Annotated in this window: 20 protein-coding genes and 1 tRNA gene; 13 read left to right on the top strand and 8 right to left on the bottom strand. The window is 67.1% G+C overall.

What is annotated here, in order from left to right; genetic code table 11:
- Positions 1-225 precede the first annotated feature (225 nt).
- Both I55_RS27370 and I55_RS27365 read left to right on the top strand, forming a co-directional pair.
- Positions 226-1,581: a type III PLP-dependent enzyme gene (locus tag I55_RS27370; RefSeq protein ID WP_044563898.1), complete on the top strand. Its 1,356-nt coding sequence runs from the start codon at positions 226-228 to the stop codon at positions 1,579-1,581.
- A 118-nt stretch (positions 1,582-1,699) separates the two neighbouring features.
- Entirely contained in the window at positions 1,700-3,121 is a 1,422-nt protein-coding gene (locus I55_RS27365; protein ID WP_044563897.1) for a homospermidine synthase, read from the top strand.
- Positions 3,122-3,152: 31 nt separating this feature from the next.
- Here the strand turns inward: I55_RS27365 and I55_RS27360 are convergent, their stop codons facing one another.
- Together I55_RS27360 and I55_RS27355 are read right to left on the bottom strand one after the other, a co-directional pair.
- On the bottom strand, positions 3,153-3,578 hold the full coding sequence (locus tag I55_RS27360) for a putative toxin-antitoxin system toxin component, PIN family (protein WP_044563896.1): 426 nt from the start codon (positions 3,576-3,578) through the stop codon (positions 3,153-3,155).
- Positions 3,579-3,585: 7 nt separating this feature from the next.
- Positions 3,586-3,852, bottom strand: coding sequence for a ribbon-helix-helix domain-containing protein (locus tag I55_RS27355; protein ID WP_044563895.1), 267 nt, complete (start codon positions 3,850-3,852; stop codon positions 3,586-3,588).
- A 230-nt stretch (positions 3,853-4,082) separates the two neighbouring features.
- Here I55_RS27355 and I55_RS27350 point away from each other — a divergent pair, with 230 nt between their 5' ends.
- From I55_RS27350 to I55_RS33570, 5 genes are all read left to right on the top strand, one after another.
- The gene (locus I55_RS27350) at positions 4,083-5,234 is read left to right on the top strand and encodes an ATP phosphoribosyltransferase regulatory subunit (RefSeq protein WP_044563894.1); all 1,152 of its coding nucleotides are present in this window, start codon (positions 4,083-4,085) and stop codon (positions 5,232-5,234) included.
- 50 nt (positions 5,235-5,284) lie between these two features.
- Complete coding sequence (locus I55_RS27345; RefSeq protein WP_044563893.1) at positions 5,285-6,577, top strand: adenylosuccinate synthase; 1,293 nt, start codon at positions 5,285-5,287, stop codon at positions 6,575-6,577.
- Between the two features lie 351 nt (positions 6,578-6,928).
- Positions 6,929-7,639 carry an ABC transporter permease gene (locus I55_RS27340; protein WP_083901473.1) on the top strand — a complete coding sequence of 237 codons (711 nt, stop codon included), beginning with the start codon at positions 6,929-6,931 and terminating at the stop codon, positions 7,637-7,639.
- Entirely contained in the window at positions 7,636-8,325 is a 690-nt protein-coding gene (locus I55_RS27335; RefSeq protein WP_044563911.1) for an ABC transporter permease, read from the top strand. The genes I55_RS27340 and I55_RS27335 overlap by 4 nt, the downstream gene beginning before the upstream one ends.
- A 129-nt stretch (positions 8,326-8,454) precedes the next feature.
- Positions 8,455-9,072, top strand: a complete 618-nt coding sequence (locus I55_RS33570) for an acyloxyacyl hydrolase (RefSeq protein WP_049974552.1) — start codon at positions 8,455-8,457, stop codon at positions 9,070-9,072.
- A 162-nt stretch (positions 9,073-9,234) separates the two neighbouring features.
- On the opposite strand, the gene I55_RS27325 is transcribed toward I55_RS33570, so the two are convergent.
- Positions 9,235-9,310, bottom strand: a tRNA-Ala gene (locus I55_RS27325).
- 254 nt (positions 9,311-9,564) lie between these two features.
- Here I55_RS27325 and I55_RS27320 point away from each other — a divergent pair.
- The 3 genes from I55_RS27320 (at position 9,565) to I55_RS36405 (ending at position 11,089) form a co-directional block, all read left to right on the top strand.
- The gene (locus I55_RS27320; RefSeq protein WP_199902746.1) at positions 9,565-9,873 is read left to right on the top strand and encodes a YggT family protein; all 309 of its coding nucleotides are present in this window, start codon (positions 9,565-9,567) and stop codon (positions 9,871-9,873) included.
- 4 nt (positions 9,874-9,877) lie between these two features.
- A complete protein-coding gene (locus tag I55_RS27315) occupies positions 9,878-10,207 on the top strand; it encodes a DUF167 domain-containing protein (protein ID WP_044563892.1) in 330 nt (109 codons plus the stop codon).
- A 282-nt stretch (positions 10,208-10,489) separates the two neighbouring features.
- Complete coding sequence (locus tag I55_RS36405; protein WP_148294006.1) at positions 10,490-11,089, top strand: hypothetical protein; 600 nt, start codon at positions 10,490-10,492, stop codon at positions 11,087-11,089.
- A 62-nt stretch (positions 11,090-11,151) separates the two neighbouring features.
- Here I55_RS36405 and I55_RS27305 read toward each other — a convergent pair whose 3' ends face one another.
- Positions 11,152-12,363 (bottom strand): argininosuccinate synthase, encoded by a 1,212-nt coding sequence (locus I55_RS27305; protein WP_044563890.1) that lies wholly within the window; start codon positions 12,361-12,363, stop codon positions 11,152-11,154.
- A gap of 222 nt (positions 12,364-12,585) precedes the next feature.
- Here I55_RS27305 and I55_RS27300 point away from each other — a divergent pair, with 222 nt between their 5' ends.
- Entirely contained in the window at positions 12,586-12,888 is a 303-nt protein-coding gene (locus tag I55_RS27300; RefSeq protein ID WP_083901472.1) for a helix-turn-helix domain-containing protein, read from the top strand.
- Positions 12,885-14,222, top strand: coding sequence for a HipA domain-containing protein (locus I55_RS27295; RefSeq protein ID WP_049974550.1), 1,338 nt, complete (start codon positions 12,885-12,887; stop codon positions 14,220-14,222). Before I55_RS27300 ends, I55_RS27295 begins: the two co-directional genes overlap by 4 nt.
- Before the next feature lies 1 nt (position 14,223).
- Here I55_RS27295 and I55_RS27290 read toward each other — a convergent pair whose 3' ends face one another.
- The 3 genes from I55_RS27290 to rlmN form a co-directional block, all read right to left on the bottom strand.
- Entirely contained in the window at positions 14,224-14,448 is a 225-nt protein-coding gene (locus tag I55_RS27290; protein ID WP_044563888.1) for a hypothetical protein, read from the bottom strand.
- Positions 14,449-14,453: 5 nt separating this feature from the next.
- On the bottom strand, positions 14,454-14,726 hold the full coding sequence (locus I55_RS27285; RefSeq protein WP_148294005.1) for a hypothetical protein: 273 nt from the start codon (positions 14,724-14,726) through the stop codon (positions 14,454-14,456).
- Between the two features lie 249 nt (positions 14,727-14,975).
- Entirely contained in the window at positions 14,976-16,190 is a 1,215-nt protein-coding gene (rlmN, locus tag I55_RS27280; RefSeq protein WP_044563886.1) for a 23S rRNA (adenine(2503)-C(2))-methyltransferase RlmN, read from the bottom strand.
- Between the two features lie 131 nt (positions 16,191-16,321).
- Here rlmN and I55_RS27275 point away from each other — a divergent pair, with 131 nt between their 5' ends.
- A complete protein-coding gene (locus I55_RS27275) occupies positions 16,322-17,128 on the top strand; it encodes an alpha/beta fold hydrolase (protein ID WP_049974549.1) in 807 nt (268 codons plus the stop codon).
- Positions 17,129-17,275: 147 nt separating this feature from the next.
- On the opposite strand, the gene I55_RS27270 is transcribed toward I55_RS27275, so the two are convergent.
- Entirely contained in the window at positions 17,276-18,052 is a 777-nt protein-coding gene (locus tag I55_RS27270; protein WP_376739211.1) for a Crp/Fnr family transcriptional regulator, read from the bottom strand.
- Positions 18,053-18,487: the final 435 nt, after the last annotated feature.

The raw sequence follows: 18,487 nt of genomic DNA, 5'->3' as shown, positions 1-18,487 counted from the left end.
TCTGTTGACGCTTTGAGGTCTTAAGGTCGAGAGAGACGACCCGATGGCCCGGCAATCACGGCGCTAGACCAGATCATTCCCCGCTCCCCCGACTGCCGCTTCCAGAAAATGGACTCGGGTTCGACAGGACCCCGCCCCATTTCCCGCGCAGTCCCTGGATCAGCCGAATGAAGCCGGTTCCCCCGTACGCCCGAGAGCGACGGATGACCGGACAGGGGTACTGTCATGGCCTATCGTTTCCGTTCCGCCGTCTCCCCCCTGCGCCGTGTGCGTGCGCAGACCCGCACTTCCTCCCCCCTGGGCATGACCCCGTCGGTGGACAGCCTGGTCGCCAGCCTGGCCCCGGCGGAGCCCATGCACTGCCTGCGCCCCCGCCAGGTGGCCGCCAACGCGCGCGAGTTCATCAAGGCCTTCCACGGCGCCGTGGAGCAGGCGCTGGGCGATGGCGACCGTGGCGCCGTCATGTACGCGGTCAAGTGCAACCCCGACCCCACCATGCTGCGCGCCCTGACCGAGGGCGGCCTGCGCCATTTCGACTGCGCCTCCCCCGCCGAGATCCGGCTGGCCCGGCAGATGTACCCGGCGGCGGGCGTGCACTACATGCACCCGGTGAAGAACCGCGCCGCCATCCGCGCCGCCTATTTCGAGCAGGCGGTGCGCGACTTCTCCCTCGATTCGGCCGATGAGCTGGCCAAGATCGTCGAGGTGGTGGCCGAGGGCGTGCCCGGCGGTGACGGCGTGGATGCCCGCCTGGATCCGGTCGCCGCCGACCTGGGCCTGGTGATTCGCCTCGCCATGCCCAAGGGCCAGGCCGCCTATGACCTGTCGGCCAAGTTCGGCGCCGCGTTCGAGGACGCGGTGGCCCTGCTGCGCGCCGCCCGGCCGCTGGCCATGCGCGTCGGCGTCTGCTTCCACGTCGGCTCGCAGTGCATGGACCCGCAGGCCTACACCCGCGCCCTGGCCATCGCCGACGGGGTGATCAAGGCGGCCGGTGTCACCATCGACGTGGTGGACGTGGGCGGCGGCTTCCCCGCCCGCTACCCGGACATGGACCCGCCCCCGCTGGCCGACTACATGGCCGCCATCCGTGACGGCCTGATGGCCATGGACCTGGCGCCCAACGTCCAGGTGTGGTGCGAGCCGGGCCGCGCCCTGGTCGCCACCGGCGCCTCGGTCGTGGTCCAGGTGGAACGCCGCCGCGGTTCGGAGCTTTTCATCAACGACGGCGCCTACGGCAGCCTGGCTGACGCCGGCGCGCTGGGCATGCGTTTCCCGGTGCGCCTGATTCGCCGCTCGGATGCCGAGGAGTTGCGGGAGTTCGCCTTCTGGGGCCCCACCTGCGACAGCGCCGACTACATGCGCGGTCCCTTCCTGCTGCCCGCCGACATCCGCGAGGGCGACTGGATCGAGATCGGGCAGCTGGGCGCCTATGGCGCCGCCTTGCGCACGGCGTTCAACGGCTTCGACCAGGCCCGCCTGGTGGAGGTCCGCGACGCCCCGCTGGTGGCGACCGCGGACCTGGTTCCTGCCGCCAATCGGCGGAATTCGCGATACGGCATATTGCGCCGCCGCATCGCTTGAGGCAAACACGGCGCTCTTAATTCAACAGAGGGGCCGGCGCCCGTGAAGGGACGTCGGCGAATTCGCGACAGCAACAGACGGTCGGTCAACCGTTAGTAAAGCACCCGGAGACAGTATCATGACCCCATTCGCCAAACATGCCGCCATCCCCGGGCGACTTTACATCATCGGCTTCGGCAGTATCGGGCAGGGTGTCCTGCCATTGATCCTGCGCCACCTGGACATCACCGCCGACCGAATCACCATCATCACGGCCGACGCGCGCGGCCGGGACGAGGCGGCGCACTACCAGGTGGATTTCCAGATCCGGCCGCTGACCCGCGACAATCACCGCGACATCCTGGTGCCGCTGCTGCGCCGGGGCGACTTCGTCCTGAACCTGTCGGTGGACGTGTCGTCCCTGGCCCTGGTTGAAGCCTGCCAGGAGGCCGGGGCCTTCTATCTCGACACCTGCATCGAGCCCTGGGTGGGCGGCTACACCGACCCCAGCCTGTCGCCCTCGCTACGCAGCAACTACGCCCTGCGCGAAGCAGCGCTGGAGCTGAAGGCCCGTTGCCCTGGCGGCCCCACCGCCGTGCTGACCCATGGCGCCAACCCGGGCCTGGTGTCGCACTTCATGAAGCAGGCGCTGCTGAACATCGCCCAGGACAGCGGCCTGGACGTGGCCGTGCCCACCACCCGCGAGGGCTGGGCCCGCCTGGCGCAGCGCCTGGGCATCAAGACCGTGCACGTGGCCGAGCGCGACACCCAGGTGGCCGACCACCCGCGTGAGCGGGGGGAGTTCGTCAACACCTGGTCCATCGACGGCTTCGTCAGCGAGGGCTGCCAGCCGGCGGAACTAGGCTGGGGCACGCATGAGCGGCACTTCCCCGTCGATGGCCAGCGTCATGACTTCGGCAGCGACGCCGCCATCTTCCTGAACCGCCCGGGCATCAGCACCAAGGTGCGCACCTGGACGCCGATGGAGGGGCCGTTCCACGGCTTCCTGGTCACGCACAACGAGGCCATCTCCATCGCCGACTATTTCACGGCGCGGAACGAGGATGGCACCGTCGCCTACCGCCCGACCTGCCACTACGCCTACCATCCCTGCGACGACGCCATCACCTCCATCCACGAGTTCGTGGGCAAGGGCTATGTGCAGCAGGAGCGGCAGCGCCTGCTGATGACCGAGATCGTCGACGGCATCGACGAGCTGGGCGTGCTGTTGTGCGGCCACGAGAAGGGCGCCTACTGGTACGGCTCGCAGCTGACCGTTGCCGAGGCACGCGAGCTGGTGCCCTACAACAACGCCACCAGCCTGCAGGTCTGCGCCACCGTGCTGGGCGGCATGGTCTGGGCCCTGGAGAACCCCACGCAGGGTCCGGTGGAGGCCGACGAGGTGTCGTTCGAGCGGGTCATGGAAATCGCCACGCCCTACCTGGGCCCGGTGGTCGGCGTCTACACCGACTGGACCCCGCTGGACGGCCGCGAGGCGCTGTTCCCCGAGGATCTGGACCACAGCGACGCCTGGCAGTTCAAGAACGTGAGGGTGGTATGAGGGGCATGCGTCCCCTCACCTCTTCTAGGCCTTAAGCTGACGGCATAAATCCGAACAAGGTCAGGAAGTCGCGGACAGTTAGAATTTTGGTGCCTTCGAACCGTCCCAGGCTCAGCAAGTCCACCTTATCGCCAGTGATCAGGAAATCCGCGCCACCAGCCAGTGCTGTGGCTAGCAGATAGTTGTCGAAAGGATCGGGCGAAGCGGAGACTGTTGGCAGGGGCCCCACAACCTCCGCAATCCCACGCAGGTCATTGATCAACTGACCGGCCACCGCCGGCGCCAATCGCGCCCGTATCTTTGGGTAGCGGGTGACACGCATCAGTTCGTCCAACTGAAGCGTCGAGACGAGCAGATTGAACCGCCCTTCTCTCCAAAGGGTCACCAAGCGCGCCGGCAGTGATGTTTTCGCAAGCAGCGCGCTGATCAGGACGTTGGTGTCGACAACGACGCGCACCGGCCACTCAGGCTTTGGAATTGTGATCTTGCCGAGTCACGGTGACAGCTTCGTTCAGCAGATCATCGAGATCGTCTGGGGACATGTCCTCGAACCCGCTGCGGGCATCCGCCATGGTCTGCTCAAACACCCGCCACTTGACCGCCTCCTCAATGAACTTGGAGAGGTCCCCTTTCTTCATGCCGCGTTGCGCCAGGAAAGTGCGAACAGCGACATCGGTTTTTTTGGAGACCGAGACGCTCCAGCGTGTGGTTTCAGGAGAGGTATCGGACATGGCACGGCCTATGGGCGGATAAGTATATAAGAGTATAAGCGCTTACCCGCCGGATGCGAGTACCTCCGCCACAAAATTTCGCCTGCCCTCAGAGCAATACGGTAAGGCTGGCCCCGCATGCCCCCTCCCCGGCGGGCGCGGGGCTTAAACAATTGCGTGGCGGCGTGCCTGCGATTAAAGACCCGTAACGGGCACTGTCGCCCTTACGACGCCCGGGACCCTTCTGCATTATGACTGACAGCGCCGACGAGGCCATTGCGGCCAAAGCCCTGCTGCCGGCCGGCTTGCGCGATCTTCTGCCGCCCGCCGCCCAGCACGAGGCCCGCATCGTGGAACAGCTGATGGCGGATTTCGCCCGCCATGGGTATGACCGGGTCAAGCCGCCGCTGATCGAGTTCGAGGAGGGGCTGCTGGCCGGCCCCGGCGCCAAGCTGGCGCACCAGACCTTCCGCCTGATGGACCCGGTGTCCCAGCGCATGATGGGCCTGCGCGCCGACATGACGCCGCAGATCGGCCGCATCGCCCAGACCCGCTTAGGAAAAGCCCCCCGGCCCCTGCGCCTGTCCTATGCCGGTCAGGTGCTGCGCGTGAAGGGGTCGCAACTGCGCCATGAGCGCCAGTTCGGCCAGGTGGGCGTGGAACTTATCGGCAGCCTGCGCGCCGAGGCCGACGCCGAGATCGTGCTGCTGGCGACCGAAGCCCTGGGCAACCTGGGCGCCGAGGGCCTGACCGTGGACCTGACCGTGCCCACCCTGGTGCCGGCCCTGTTCCGCTCCCTGGGCCTGGATGAGGCGACGCAGCGGGCCGCGCGCGAAGCGCTGGACCACCGCGACGCCGCCGGGCTCAAAGCCATCGGCGGTGCCGCCGCCGAGCTGCTGGGCCGGGTCATGGCCTGCTGCGGCAATGCTCCCGCTGCCGTGGAGGCCCTGGCCGCCGTCGAGCTGCCGGCGGAAGCGGAGCCGGAGCGCCGGCGCCTGGCCACGGTGGTGGACCTGATCGTCAGCGCCGCCCCCCACGTGCAGATCACCATCGACCCCGTGGAACAGCGCGGCTTCGAATACCAGACCGGTGTCAGCTTCACCCTGTTCGCCCGCGGCGTGCGTGGCGAGATCGGGCGCGGCGGCCGCTACCGCACCGACGCGGGTGAGCCCGCCACCGGCTTCACCCTGTTCACCGACACGGTGATCGAGGCCGTGCCCGGCCCCGCCCCCGCCCGCCGCCTGCTGGTGCCCCACGGCACCCCGGCCGCCCAGGCCCAGCGCCTGCGTGAGAAGGGCTGGGAAACCGTGGCGGCGCTGGAGCCGTTGAGTGATGAGCCGGCCGAGGCCAAGCGCCTGGGCTGCACCCATCTGCTGCGGGACGGCTGGACCGTCGAGGTCTGAGCGTCCGCGTCGTCTGAAAATTGAGAGCGCCGTTCTAGAGGAGAAGCATCATGGCCAATGTCGCGGTCGTCGGCTCGCAGTGGGGTGACGAAGGCAAGGGCAAGATCGTCGACTGGCTGTCCAGCCGCGCCGACGTCGTCGTCCGGTTCCAGGGCGGCCACAACGCCGGCCACACGCTGGTCATCAACGGCGTCACCTACAAGCTGTCGCTGCTGCCCTCCGGCGTGGTGCGCGAGGGCAAGCTGTCGGTCATCGGCAACGGCGTGGTGGTCGACCCCTGGGCCCTGCTGCGCGAGATCGAGAACATCGCGGCCCAGGGCGTGAAGATCACCCCGGAAAGCCTGATCGTGGCGGAGAACGCCACCCTGATCCTGCCGCTGCACAGCGCCGTGGACAAGGCGCGCGAGGAAGCGCGCGGCGCCGGCAAGATCGGCACCACCGGCCGCGGCATCGGCCCGGCCTATGAGGACAAGGTGGCCCGCCGCGCCATCCGGCTGTGCGACCTGGCCGACGAGGCGGTGCTGGAGCAGAAGGTGGACCAGCTGCTGTTCCACCACAACGCCCTGCTGCGCGGCCTGAACGCGCCGGAAATCGACCGGACGGAGCTGCTGGCCCAGATCCGAGAGATCGCGCCGCGCATCCTGCCCTACAGCGCCGTCGTCTGGCAGCGGCTGGAAGAAGCCCGCGCCCAGGGCAAGCGCATCCTGTTCGAGGGCGCCCAGGGCGCCATGCTGGACGTGGACCACGGCACCTATCCCTTCGTCACCTCCTCCAACACCGTGTCGGGCAACGCCGCCGCCGGCAGCGGCATGGGCCCGGGCTCCGTCGGTTACGTGCTGGGCATCACCAAGGCCTACACCACCCGCGTCGGCTCCGGCCCCTTCCCCACCGAGCTGTTCGACGACATCGGTGAGCTGATCGGCGCCAAGGGCAAGGAATTCGGCGTGGTCACCGGCCGCAAGCGCCGCTGCGGCTGGTTCGACGCCGTGCTGGTGCGCCAGGCGGTGAAGGTAGGCGGCATCACCGGCATCGCCCTGACCAAGCTGGACGTGCTGGACGGCATCGAGGAGCTGAAGGTCTGCACCGGCTATCGCTACAAGGGCGAGATCATCCAGCACCTGCCGGCCAGCCAGACCGCCCAGGCCGAGGTGGAGCCGATCTACGAGACCTTCCAGGGCTGGACCGAGAGCACCTACGGCGCCCGGTCCTGGGCCGACCTGCCGGCCACGGCCATCAAGTACATCCGCCGCATCGAGGAACTGATCGAGGCGCCGGTGACCCTGCTGTCCACCAGCCCCGAGCGCGACGACACCATCCTGATGCGCGATCCGTTCCAGGGATAGTTTTCGTTCGCCTCAGGCGCCGGCGGGGCGTCCGCCCGTTGGCTATCCTCGCTGCGCCCTGCGGTGCTCGCTCCGGCGGCCCAGTCGGGGCCTAGGATTTGAGGGGGCTGCGGAGCGTAGCGACTAGGCCGCGACTGCGGCCGCCGGAGATTTCCGGGGAACGCAGTGGACTGGAAATCGAGGACCAGCCAAGGGGCTGGATGCCCCGCCGGCGCTTGAGGAACTGATAGAGAGAGCGTAGCGACTAGGCCGCGACTGCGGCCGCCGGAGATTTCCGGGGAACGCAGTGGACTGGAAATCGAGGACCAGCCAAGGGGCGGATGCCCCGCCGGCGTCTGAGGAATTAACGAAGTGATAGACCTTCTCGGGTTCGGAGCGCGGGGCTGGGGCTTGCAGCTGCTGCAGGGCATGGGGATGACCCTGCTGGTGGCGGTGTCGGCCTACCTGTGGGGCTTGGCCCTGGGCGGGGCGGCGGCGGCGCTGAAGCTGTCGGCCCACCGGGGCGGCCGGGTGGCGGCCGACGTCTACACCACCATCGTGCGTGGCGTCCCCTCGCTGCTGGTCATTTACCTGCTGTTCTTCGGCGGCAACAGCGCCGCCACCTGGGTCGCCACCCTGCTGGGCTTCAACGGGCCGGTGGAGCTGTCGGCCCTGCCGATCGGCATTCTGGCGGTGGGGACCGTGTCGGGCGCCTATTCGGCCGAGGTGCTGCGCGGCGGCGCCCTGGCCGTGCCCCATGGCCAGATCGAGGCCGCCAAGGCCCTGGGCATGGGCCGCTGGCTGACCTTCCGCCGGGTGACGCTGCCCCAGACCCTGCGCTATGCCCTGCCGGGCCTGGGCAATGTCTGGCAGCTGACGCTCAAGGACACGTCGCTGGTGTCCGTGGTGGCGCTGGTGGAACTGATGCGCGTGGCCTATCTGGCCCAGGGGGCCACCCGCCAACCCTTCCTGTTCTTCACCACCGCCGGCGTCCTCTACCTCGCCCTGGCCGGCCTGTCCGGCCGCCTGTTCGCCCGGGCGGAAGGGTGGGCCGCGCGCGGCGTGCGGAGGGCCGTCCGATGAACTCCCCCCTGGTCGCGACCCTGTTGGCGGCCCTGCCGCAGTTCGCCAGCGGCACCTGGCTGACGGTGCAACTGGTGGCCCTGTCCCTGCTGCTGGGCCTGGTGGTGGCCGTGGGGGTGGCGGTGATGCGCCTGTCCCACCTGGCGCCCCTGTCCTGGGTCGCCCGCGGCTACATCTACGTCTTCCGCTCCACGCCGCTGCTGGTGCAGATCTTCCTGATCTATTACGGCCTGGGCCAATTCGAGGCGGTGCGCCAGAGCGTGCTGTGGCCCATCCTGCGCGAACCCTATTGGTGCGCCATCATCGCCTTCACGCTGAACACCGGCGCCTACACGGCGGAGATCATGCGCGGCGGCATCGAGGCCGTGCCCCATGGCCAGGTGGAGGCAGCCAAGGCCTGCGGCATGAACGGCGCCCTGCTGTTCCGCCGTATCGTCCTGCCCCAGGCCTTCCGCCTGGCGCTGCCGGCCTATGGCAATGAAATCATCCTGATGCTGCAGGGCAGCGCGCTGGCCAGCATCATCACGCTGATGGAGCTGACCGGCGTGGCCAAGGCCTTCGCCGCCCGCACCTTCCAGCCTATCGAGGTGTTCTGCCTGGCCGGCGTCATCTATCTGGGCATGAGCTTCCTCATCACCCGGGGCGTGCAACTGACCGAACGGAAGTTGAACCCGGCGAGACGGTGACGGGGCGTATAGGCCACGTGGGCCGTGCCGTCGCACCTTGGACAACTTTGTCTGTTTCCCCTTGAGTTGCCGCCGCGTTGCTCTGCATAAAGGCGGAAACCCCTCCGCCTTATTTTCCCAAGCAGGATCATGACGAAGACCCATCGCAAGGCCCTGCGCGGCCGTGATTTGCGCGCCGCCACCTCCCTGTTGGCCCTGGCCTGCGCGGGTATCGCCGCGCCGGCGCTGGCCGCCGACCGGGACCCCGACCTGCTGGCCGTGGGCGTGGGCATCTACGATCAATCGTGGATCGACCCGCCGGCGTTCTTCCAGGTGGACGCCGACACGCCGCACGACCGCAGCCAGTTGGTCACCGCCGAATACCGTTTCGGCTGGTCGCTGTTCCGGGTGGACGACTGGTTCGCCATCAAGCCGTTGGTGGGCGTGATGGAAACCTTCAAGGGCAGCTTCTACGGCTATGGCGGCCTGCAGGCCGACTTCCGCTGGGGCCACTTCTTCATCACCCCCAGCGCCGCCGCCGGCTATTACGCCAAGGGCGACGGCAAGGACATGGGCTACCCGCTGGAATTCCGCACCCAGATCGAGACCGGCTGGCGCTTCACCAACGGTGACCGCCTGTCCTTCGCCCTCAGCCATATCTCCAACGCCGAGCTGGGCAAGACGGTGGTCATCCCCGGCACCCCGCGCACCCGCACGGTCAACCCGGGCGCCAACAACCTGGTGGCCTACTACAGTTTCGCCCTCTGAGGTTTCAGGGGCGGGGAGATTTCAGGGGCGTGTGAGACGACGGCGCGGACGGGTACCCTCCGCGCCGTTGGCTTTTGCGCGGAGCCCAAGGCGCGGACGTGCCAAAAGGCGGTCCAACCCGGCCCGTCCGCATCATGCATCGTTGTCTTGAGGAGAAGGATTTGGTGGAGCCGAGGAGGATCGAACTCCCGACCTACGCATTGCGAACGCGTCGCTCTCCCAGCTGAGCTACGGCCCCACACTCAAATCCGGCGGCGGGCTGATACCCGGGCGCCTGAAGTGGGCGGGATAATGCTCAGGGGCGGGGGGCATGTCAAGCGGCCATTCTGCCGGCGGAACGGAATATTGCTCATGCGGGCGCGGGTGTGGGAGGAGGCATGGGACCGCTTGGGTGGGCCGTGGGCCATCCACCGTCCGCCCGCTCTGGACAAGGGGGCGGCCCGCCCGTAGGGTGGCGGCCATGCCGTTGAAACCATTGGGGGCGGAACCGCCATGGATCCTTTGATCCGCACCATCCTGGAACTGCTGCTGACGGTTCTGAACCTCTATTGGTATGTGTTGATGACCAGCGCCATCCTCAGTTGGCTGGTGTTCTTCGGGGTCATCAACACCCGCAACCGCTTCGTCTCCACCCTGATGGACATCACCTACCGCCTGACCGAGCCGGCGCTGCGGCCCATCCGCAACGTGGTGCCCAACCTGGGCGGCGTCGATATCTCCTTCATCGTGCTGATGCTGATTATCTGGGCCATCGAACGGCTGATCACCAACTATATGTTCAGCGCCCTGATGTACCGCTAAGGCGGTGGCTGACGACACCAAACCTGCCGCGGAGGCGGTGGCGGACGGCGTTCGCGTGTACCTGCGCGTCACCCCGCGCGCCTCGCGCAACGCCGTGCTAGGCCCCATGGATGGGCCAGAGGGACGCCAGCTGCTGAAGGTGGCCGTCACCACCGTGCCGGAGGACGGCAAGGCCAACGAGGCCGTGCTGAAGCTGCTGTCCAAGACCTGGCGTGTGCCCAAGTCCACCCTGACCATCGTCGCCGGCCAAACCGACCGCAACAAGGTGGTGCAGGTGGCGGGCGAGGCGGCGGCGCTGCTACGGCTCATCGCCGATCACGATCCCAAGCGTTAAGGTGTCCCCGGTTATACGCGTTGGGGGCGTGGATGGATGGTGCAATTGCTGTCCACGCCACGGGAGTGGGGCGACGCGAAGTAAAGTGGGCGACGTTTTTCAGACAGGCTGATGGCCTATCGGAATATGCCATTGTATATATATGTGACGATTTGATTATGGCGGTATAACGCTCTCATCAGCGTAAAGGCAAAGGCTGGTGCTGCGGCCAGTAGAGGGAATCGTTTAATATCAATGCCATCGCTAATTTCTGTTCATGCACCCAAGGCCGGGGGCTCGTCGGTGTTGCGCATACTGTCCAATACATATGGCGACGGTATCAAACTCGATTATGCAGACAATCCTGCGAATGTTCTCAGCCAGCGGGTTCTTGACCCCCATCGATATATGAACAGGCGGGAACGGGTTCCCCCTGGAATTTCCTGTGTTCATGGGCATTTCCATCCCGGGAAGTACGATCTATCCCCGGATGACTGGCTGTTTACGATTCTACGAAACCCCGTCGACAACATCATATCCATATATTTCTTCTGGAAAAGCATGGGTAGACAAGGGGATTCTTTGCATGAATACTTTTTGGATAATGATCTGACTCTTGTGGAAATGGCACAGTTGCCATTGCTGAGATATCTATATTCGCAGACCTATTTCGGCGGCTTCCCTATGGAGCGCTTCAATCTGATCGGCGATCACGAAAACAGGGAAGCGGCGCTGATGAGGCTTGCCCGTCTCATCGACCGGCCGCTGGATGTCTCTGTACGGGACAATGTGACCCCGGCGTCTGATGAGCGGGAGGAGGTCGAGAACGACCCCGTGCTGCGGCGGCGGTTGACCGATATCCTCGCCGACGATGTGCGGTTCTTCGATCGCTATGCCCGTTAGAAAAAAGGCCCCGCCCGGTTTCCCGGACGGGGCCTTTCCTGCGGGGGGCGGTAAAGCCCCGCTTACTCCTTGCCGGCCATGGCGCCCAGGCGCAGGCGCAGGGCGTTCAGCTTGATGAAGCCTTCGGCGTCTTTCTGGTTGTAGACGCTGTCGGCCTCGAAGGTGACGTAGTCCAGGCGGTACAGCGAGTTCGGGCTCTGGCGGCCGACCACGCGGGCGGAACCCTTGTACAGCTTCAGGCGGACGACGCCGGTGACGCGCTTCTGGGTGTTGTCGATCAGGGCCTGCAGGGCCTCACGCTCCGGGCTGAACCAGAAGCCGTTGTAGATCAGCTCGGCATAGCGCGGCATGACCTCGTCCTTCAGGTGCATGGCGCCGCGGTCCAGCGTCAGGCTCTCGATGGCGCGGTGGGCGACCGACAGCAGGGTGCCGCCGGGGGTTTCGTACACGCCCCGGCTCTTCATGCCGACATAGCGGTTCTCCACCAGGTCCAGGCGGCCGATGCCGTTGGCGCCGGCCAGTTCGTTCAGGCGGGTCAGCAGGGCCGCCGGGCCCAGCTTCTGCCCGTCGACCGCCACCGGGTCGCCGCCCTGGAACTCGATCTCGACGTAGGTCGGGGTGTCCGGCGCCTTTTCCGGGGCGACGGTGCGGGTGTACATGTCCTCATCAGGCTCTTCCCACGGGTTCTCCAGCGCCTTGCCCTCGTAGGAGATGTGCAGCAGGTTGGCGTCCGTGCTGTACGGCGCCTCGCCGCGCTTGTCCTTGGCGATCGGGATCTGGTGCTTCTCGGCGAATTCCAGCAGGGCGGTGCGGCTGTTCAGGGTCCATTCGCGCCAGGGGGCGATGACCTTGATGTCCGGCTTCAGGGCGTAATAGCCCAGCTCGAACCGCACCTGGTCGTTGCCCTTGCCGGTGGCGCCGTGGGCCACGGCGTCGGCGCCGACGGCCTTGGCGATCTCGATCTGGCGCTTGGCGATCAGCGGCCGGGCGATGGAGGTGCCCAGCAGGTAGACGCCCTCATACAGGGTGTTGGCGCGGAACATGGGGAAGACGAAGTCGCGCACGAACTCGTCGCGCAGATCGTCGATGTAGATGTTCTCGGGCTTCACGCCCAGCAGCTCGGCCTTCTTGCGGGCGGGCTCCAGCTCTTCACCCTGGCCCAGGTCGGCGGTGAAGGTCACGATCTCGCACTTATACGTTTCCTGCAGGTACTTCAGGATGACGGAGGTGTCGAGACCGCCGGAGTAGGCGAGGACAACTTTCTTGACGCTCATGACTGTACGCCCGCTAAAGGTCAGGGTGGAATGCGTCCGGACGTTATCCCCCGGGCGCCCGGCTGGCAAGATTAGTGCGCCTGCCGGGGCCGCATCCCCAGCCCGCGCGGACCCCGCTTCGATGGCGACGTGTTCGTCGTACGACGAATAAACGGTTGGTGCGAAAGCGTCCTCAGGCTATGTTAGCCGTACGACGAACGGCACGCGTATTTGGGGCGGTTGATGGCCATTGTTAGCCGAGCGGCGAACAGAATACGGGAGCGGGAGGCGGCGCTGGCCCAGTTTGGCGCCATTGTGCAGGACGTGGCCGGCGCCGTCCCGCTGGATGGTCCCGACCGTCTGGGCGCCCTGATCCGTGCCCGGCGCCAGGCCTTGGGCATGACATTGCGTGACGTGGCGGCGGGGACGGGCCTCAGCCTGTCCTTCCTGTCGGCAGTGGAAAACGGCAAGTCCACAGCAGAATTGGGCAAGGTCATGGCCTACATGCAGGCTTTGGGCATCGACCTGTTCGGGGGATTGCGGTGACCGGGGACGGCCAGGCGCTGGAGGTTTTCCTGGGGGAGCGGGGCGTCGGCGTCCTTGAGGCCGACAGAGTGGGCCGGCTGACTTTCACTTATGCCGACCGCAGCCCCTTGTCACGGCTTTCGATCAGCCTGCCGCCTCGGGCCGAGCCGTACACCGATGCGGAGTGCCGCCCCTTCTTCGCTGGACTGCTGCCGGAAGGGGACGCCCTGGCCGCTGCCGCCGCTCGGCGCCGTTTGCAGCCTTACGAAATCTTTGGCCTGCTGCGTGAATATGGTGCGGAATGCGCCGGCGCCGTCCGCTTGCTGAATCCTGGTGGCAAGCCGGATGTGCCGCAGGATTATGAGCCGCTGGACGAGGCGGCGCTGGCGCGCGTCATTGACGAGATTCCGACGTCGCCGAATTTCGCCGCCGACCGACGCGTGCGCCTATCCGTGGCTGGGGCCCAACCCAAGACGGCCGTGGCTTTTCTGGACGGGCGTTTCCACCGGCCGCTCAATGGCTCCCCCTCAACCCACCTCATCAAGGTCGCCCCTGCTGGAAAGCCGGATTTTGCCCTGGTGCCCAAGGCCGAGGCGTTCTCGATGGCGCTGGCGGCCAGCCTGGGTGTGGACGTTGCGGGAACGGCCCTTCGCTCGTTCGCCGGGCGGGAATGCCTGTTGGTGGAGCGTTATGATCGACGTGTCGAAGGCGGCCGTGTCCATGAAATCCATCAGGAGGATTTCTGCCAGGCGTTGGGCTATCCGCCAGAACGCAAATATGAATTTTCCATCGATGAAACAGGCGAGGCCCAGAAAGTGGGGCCTGGCTTGAGCCATTGCTTGGCCTTGGCCCAGCATACGGCGGCCCCCCTGTTGGGACGGGCGGAGTTGATGCGGCGGGTGATCGCCACGGTGCTGCTGGCCAACGCCGATGCCCATGCCAAGAATTTCAGTCTGCTCTATGATGCGCCGGGCCGTGCGCCATCCTTGGCCCCGGCCTATGACATGCTGTGCACGCGCATTTTTCCGGTCGCGGAAGACCTTGCTATGCGTGTTGGTGATGCCACCCGGCCAGATCGGATCCGTAAGGTTGATTGGTTCATGCTGGCGCCGGCGGCCACCCCGGGGGGCCTCACTGCGCTGGAGGCGGCGGTGAAAGCGCAGGCAGAGAGCGTGCTGCCCAAGCTGGACGCCCTGCGGCAAAGGCCGGAATTCGCCGGCATTGAGCCCTATGAGAACATTCGCCGCTGCGTGGCGGAGGTGGTGCGCAGCATGGCTGACACCTTCGGCTGGACCATCGCGGCTGAGGCGCCACCCTTTCTGGCCCGCGCGGGGGGATGGACCATTCCCAGCTGACTCAAGCCTTCTGCCGGGGCCAGCGCGCGTAGGCCAGGTACCAGAGGGCGGGCACACCCAGGAAAGGGAAGTACAGCAGCAGCGCCCAATAAGGGTTGCGGCCCACCTTGGCCAGCACGAGGCCCGTGGCGCAGACGGCGATGGTGGCCAGGATGACGACGATTAGGAGGGCGGCCCAGGTGGGCAGTAGCAGGCTGAGGGCGGGGGCGTAGGCCAGGGGCAGCATGGGCGTTACTCCGACGCGGCGGCTTGGGCGGCCGCCCGCTCGCGCTTCAGGCGTTCACGCGGGTGCATCCTGGGCTGGCGGACGGGCAGGACGGGCCAGGGTGTCTTGGCCAGCAGCACCAGGAAGATGACAGGCCCCAGCAGCGGCAGGGCCAGCCATAGGGGCCAGGGGCGGGGCAGGCCGGCGCGGACGACCAGCCGATGGGCCGGCCACAGCAGGAGGGCCGTGACCCCGATGTGGATCATCAGACTGTTGACGAGATCGGTACCGAGATCCAAAGCGCGCGTCCCCCACGGGTCCTTATGGGCCGGATGATAGCAAAGCGCCGCAGGGATTACAGGGCCGGCGTCACCCCCGCCTTGAGGTGGCTCAGGCGCCGGGACGGCCCCCCCGCCCAGCGGCATGATCGCTCATGCCGCTGTAGGCCCCGACCGGGGCCGCCGGAGATTTCCGGGGAACGCAGTGGACTGGAAATCGAGGACCAGCCAAAGGGCCGGACGGCCCTGCCGGCGCTTGAGGACCTTAACTTAAAGAGTCCCCGCCGCGGCCAGCCCGGCTTCCTTTTCCGCCACCTGGGCGGCGTACTCGGCCTGCAGGGCCTTGTGCGCCTCCAGCGCCGCGATGCGGGCCTGGGCGGTGGGCTTGGTGCTCTCGCTCTTCAGCTGGCCGCAGGCGGCCAGGATGTCGCGGCCGCGCGGGGTGCGCACGGGCGAGGCGTAGCCGGCGTTGTTCACGAAGTCCGCGAACTTGGTGATCTGCTCGTCCGTCGAGCACTCGAACGGTGCGCCCGGCCAGTAGTTGAAGGGGATCAGGTTGATCTTGGCCGGGATGCCGCGCAGCAGGCGCACCAGCTCGCGGGCGTCAGCCAGGCTGTCGTTCACGCCCTTCAGCATGACGTATTCGAAGGTGATGCGGCGCGCGTTGCTCAGGCCCGGATAGTCCCGGCAGGCCTGCATCAGGTCCTTGATGGGATACTTGCGGTTCAGCGGCACGATGCGGTCGCGCAGCTCATCGTTCACCGCGTGCAGGCTGACGGCCAGGTTCACGCCTAGCTCCGCCCCGCACTGCTTCATCATGGGCACGACGCCGGAGGTGGACAGGGTGATGCGCCGCTTGGAAATGGCGATGCCCTCGCCGTCCATGACGATCTTCAGCGCCTTGGCCACGTTCGCGTAATTGAACAGCGGCTCACCCATGCCCATCATGACGATGTTGCTCAGCATGCGCCCGTCGGGCGGGGCCGGCCATTCGTCCAGGTGGTCGCGCGCCAGCATGACCTGACCCACGATCTCCGTGGCGTCCAGGTTGCGCACCAGGCGCTGGGTGCCGGTGTGGCAGAAGCGGCAGGTCAGGGTGCAGCCCACCTGGGAGGAGACGCAGAGCGTGCCGCGATCCTCCTCCGGGATGTGGACGGTCTCGATCTCCTGGCCGTCGGGCATGCGGGCCAGCCACTTGCGCGTGCCGTCCTCGCTCTTCAGGTCCTTCACCGCTGCGGGCCGGTCGATGACGTAGCGCTCGGCCAGCTTCTCGCGCACCGGCTTGGCCAGCGTGCTCATCACCGCGAAATCGGTGGCGCCGCGATGATAGATCCAGTGCCACAGCTGACGCGCGCGGAAGCGCTCCAGCCCGGCCTCAGCGACCTCAGCCTCCAGATCGTCCCGCGACAGGCCGACCAGGTTCACCCGCCCGTCCGCCCGAGGAGGCGGCGGGGCGAATTCCTTCATGTGATTTTCCACGCCCATGGCGGCGATAGATGGGGCAGATCCGGGCGGGAGTCAAAGGGTGCGACTCGCGAAAAAGCGCGGGGCGGGGTTGCGTCCGTCCTCCGGCGGCGCTATCGCCGGTGGGACGCGCGGAAATCGGGGAGGGGGCCATGATCCTGCATCAGGTGACGGCGGCGGACGGCACCATGCTGGCCGTGGTGGAGGGCGGCGTTCCCGAGGGACGGCCCTTGCTGTTCCTGCACGGCTTCGGACAAAGCCACCGGGCCTTCCGCGCCCAGTTCTCCGGCCCCCTGGCGGCCGAATTCCGCCTGCTGGCGCTGGACCTGCGGGGCCACGGTCACTCCGGCCGGCCGGAAAGCGCCGACGCCTACGGCGACGGGCCCCACTGGGGGGCCGATGTGGCGGCGGTGCGCCGGGCCTTGGGCGCGCGCGACGTGGTGCTGGTCGGCTGGTCCTACGGCGGCGCCGTCCTGGCGGACCATGTCGCCGCGTTCGGCACGGACGGTATCGCCGGGGCGGTGTTCGCCGGCGCCTGCCCGCGCCTGGGCAAGGCGGCCGCCCCCTATCTGGGCCCTGCCGCCAAGGCCCACTTTCCAGCCATCCTGTCCGACGACCCGGCGACGCAAGTGGCCGGCGCCCGGGCGCTGGCGCAAGCCATCGGGAAGCAAGAGGGGGTGGAGATGGCGGTGGCCGATACCCTGTCCGTGCCCCTGGCGGCGCGGCGCGCCATGATGCGCCGCCAGGGGGACGGCGCGGCGCTGGCGGCCTTCGATCGCCCCGCCTTGGTGGTTCATGGCCGGGCCGATGGCGTGATCCTGCCCGCCATGGCCGAGTGGCTGGCCGACACGCTGCCGCGCCGGCACGTGCATCTCTACGACAGCGTGGGCCACGCCCCCTTCGCCGAGGTGGCGCCCCGCTTCGATGCCGACGTGGCGGCGTTCGCGCGGCGGGTCTGAACATTCAAGCCGGCGGCATGAGATGTCTCATGCCGCTGTAGGATGCGACCGCATCCGCCGGAGATTTCCGGGGCGCCGAAGGCGGACTGGAAATCGAGGAAGGCAAGGCCGCGGATGTGGCCGCCCGCCGTTTGAGGGCGTCTTAAATCAAGCCCCTTCCGCCAGGTCCAGCAGATCGTCCATGTCTTGGATCTGCACCTTGTTGCCTTCCAGCAGGCTGATGACCCGACTGGTCTTCAACTGGGTGAAGGTGCGGCTGACGGTTTCGGTGGTCAGTCCCAGGTAGTCGGCGATGTCGGCCCGGCTCATGGGCACATGCACCGGGTTGGTCTTGTGGCCGCGCCGGCTGGCCCGCTGCGACAGCAGCATGAGGAAGGAGCAGATCTTCTCCTTGGCCGTCTTGCGGCCCAGCAGCAGCATCTGGTCTTGCGCCGCCGCCAGCTCGTTCGACGCCATGGAGAACAGGCGCCGCTGCATCTTGGGGAATTCGTCGAGCAGTGCCTCCATGCGGCGGCGGGGGAATCGGCACAATGACACCGGCGTCACCGTCTCGGCGGTGTAGGCGTAGCTATCGTCGACAGACAGGCCGAAAAAGTCGCCCGGCAACAGGAAACCGGTGATCTGCCGCCGTCCGTCCGGCAGCAGCTTGTAGACCTTCACCGTGCCCGAGGTGACGTTGTACAGCGTGTCCGCCGGTTCACCCTCACCGAACACGGTGTGGCCGGCGTCGAAACGGGTCGTCTGCAGGATTTCCGCCAGGCGGCGCAGCTCTTCCGCCTCCAGGGCGGCACAGACGGTCAGGGTGCGGACGGTGCAGGCGCTGCACGGGTGGATTTCGCCGGCCGGGTCGGGCTTGGCGCCGGCACCCTTGGCGTTGCCCTGGGCATCGGCGCTCCGGGAATAGGCAAAATCGATAGGGCTCATCGCCGCGCTCCGCTTTCAGCCGTTACCCTGCCCGCGTCGGTCGCGGCAGGGGGCGCGGCCGGTCTTTCGTTCCCCAATCAATGCCGCGAGATCAGCATATAGCCGGGGAACGAGTGAGGGAAAGGCTAACATCGCGCTGACTGGCTTACCCGAACTGCCGAACCGATCTTTGATCCAGATCATGGCCGGAGCGGTTATTGACGTTTCAGGATGCTGGTCCCTCAGTCCCGGATTGGCACCTTCATGCCCACCTTCGTGACCCGCCCGTTGGATCCCCGCCAGATCGACAGGTGTAGCGGCCGGACTATTCCGCGCCGACGGGGCGGGGGCGGCCGTCCTCGCCGATGGCGACGTAGGTGAAGACGCCTTCCGTCACCTGCACCGCCTCCCCCGTGGCGCCACGGCGCACCCACGTGTCGATGCGCACGCGGATGG

It is taken from the genome of Azospirillum sp. B4, from assembly GCF_000333275.1.
Taxonomy (GTDB): domain Bacteria; phylum Pseudomonadota; class Alphaproteobacteria; order Azospirillales; family Azospirillaceae; genus Nitrospirillum.
Note: the sequence above shows the minus strand (reverse complement) of the source record. Positions and strands in the feature narration are given on the sequence as shown.

Excerpts from the sequence above, each read along its gene's own strand:
- I55_RS27370 (WP_044563898.1), top strand. The coding sequence starts at position 226 with ATGGCCTATCGTTTCCGTTCCGCCGTCTCCCCCCTGCGCCGTGTGCGT.
- I55_RS27365 (WP_044563897.1), top strand. The coding sequence starts at position 1,700 with ATGACCCCATTCGCCAAACATGCCGCCATCCCCGGGCGACTTTACATC.
- I55_RS27355 (WP_044563895.1), bottom strand. The coding sequence starts at position 3,852 with ATGTCCGATACCTCTCCTGAAACCACACGCTGGAGCGTCTCGGTCTCC.
- I55_RS27350 (WP_044563894.1), top strand. The coding sequence starts at position 4,083 with ATGACTGACAGCGCCGACGAGGCCATTGCGGCCAAAGCCCTGCTGCCG.
- I55_RS27345 (WP_044563893.1), top strand. The coding sequence starts at position 5,285 with ATGGCCAATGTCGCGGTCGTCGGCTCGCAGTGGGGTGACGAAGGCAAG.
- I55_RS27335 (WP_044563911.1), top strand. The coding sequence starts at position 7,636 with ATGAACTCCCCCCTGGTCGCGACCCTGTTGGCGGCCCTGCCGCAGTTC.
- I55_RS33570 (WP_049974552.1), top strand. The coding sequence starts at position 8,455 with ATGACGAAGACCCATCGCAAGGCCCTGCGCGGCCGTGATTTGCGCGCC.
- I55_RS27320 (WP_199902746.1), top strand. The coding sequence starts at position 9,565 with ATGGATCCTTTGATCCGCACCATCCTGGAACTGCTGCTGACGGTTCTG.
- I55_RS27305 (WP_044563890.1), bottom strand. The coding sequence starts at position 12,363 with ATGAGCGTCAAGAAAGTTGTCCTCGCCTACTCCGGCGGTCTCGACACC.
- I55_RS27300 (WP_083901472.1), top strand. The coding sequence starts at position 12,586 with ATGGCCATTGTTAGCCGAGCGGCGAACAGAATACGGGAGCGGGAGGCG.
- I55_RS27290 (WP_044563888.1), bottom strand. The coding sequence starts at position 14,448 with ATGCTGCCCCTGGCCTACGCCCCCGCCCTCAGCCTGCTACTGCCCACC.
- rlmN (WP_044563886.1), bottom strand. The coding sequence starts at position 16,190 with ATGGGCGTGGAAAATCACATGAAGGAATTCGCCCCGCCGCCTCCTCGG.
- I55_RS27275 (WP_049974549.1), top strand. The coding sequence starts at position 16,322 with ATGATCCTGCATCAGGTGACGGCGGCGGACGGCACCATGCTGGCCGTG.
- I55_RS27270 (WP_376739211.1), bottom strand. The coding sequence starts at position 18,052 with ATGAGCCCTATCGATTTTGCCTATTCCCGGAGCGCCGATGCCCAGGGC.